The organism is Pseudomonas sp. E45-MNA-CIBAN-0222 (assembly GCF_040310405.1).
Lineage (GTDB): Bacteria > Pseudomonadota > Gammaproteobacteria > Pseudomonadales > Pseudomonadaceae > Stutzerimonas > Stutzerimonas stutzeri_AC.
Map to the genome: position 1 here is coordinate 1 of NZ_JBEOPU010000163.1, position 257 is coordinate 257.

The 257-nt window shown below is 44.0% G+C and carries 1 protein-coding gene; it reads right to left on the reverse strand.

Features of this window, described 5'->3' with window-relative positions:
* Window positions 1-257: hypothetical protein (locus AAEZ08_RS23175; protein ID WP_500125214.1), on the reverse strand; the 257-nt coding region annotated here is incomplete at both ends.

Below are 257 nucleotides of genomic sequence, written 5' to 3' on the forward strand. Positions count from 1 at the left end.
GCAGTAGCAAAAAATAAATACGGTACACCCGCCTGCCAACTTGCTTGGCTATTCACACCAAAAAAATCGACATATAGTGCAGCTTGAATGGGCCCCATGTACCAAAGTGCCGGATAAAGCACTTCAAACATCCGTTTTGTTCCTGTAAACGTGCCACAAAAATAGGCCAAAGATACAGTAAATGAAATGGCGATAATCAATTGAACCAGCAACAACCACTCAGCTCCTCCTGTAAAGCGCAGCACACTTCCCATACT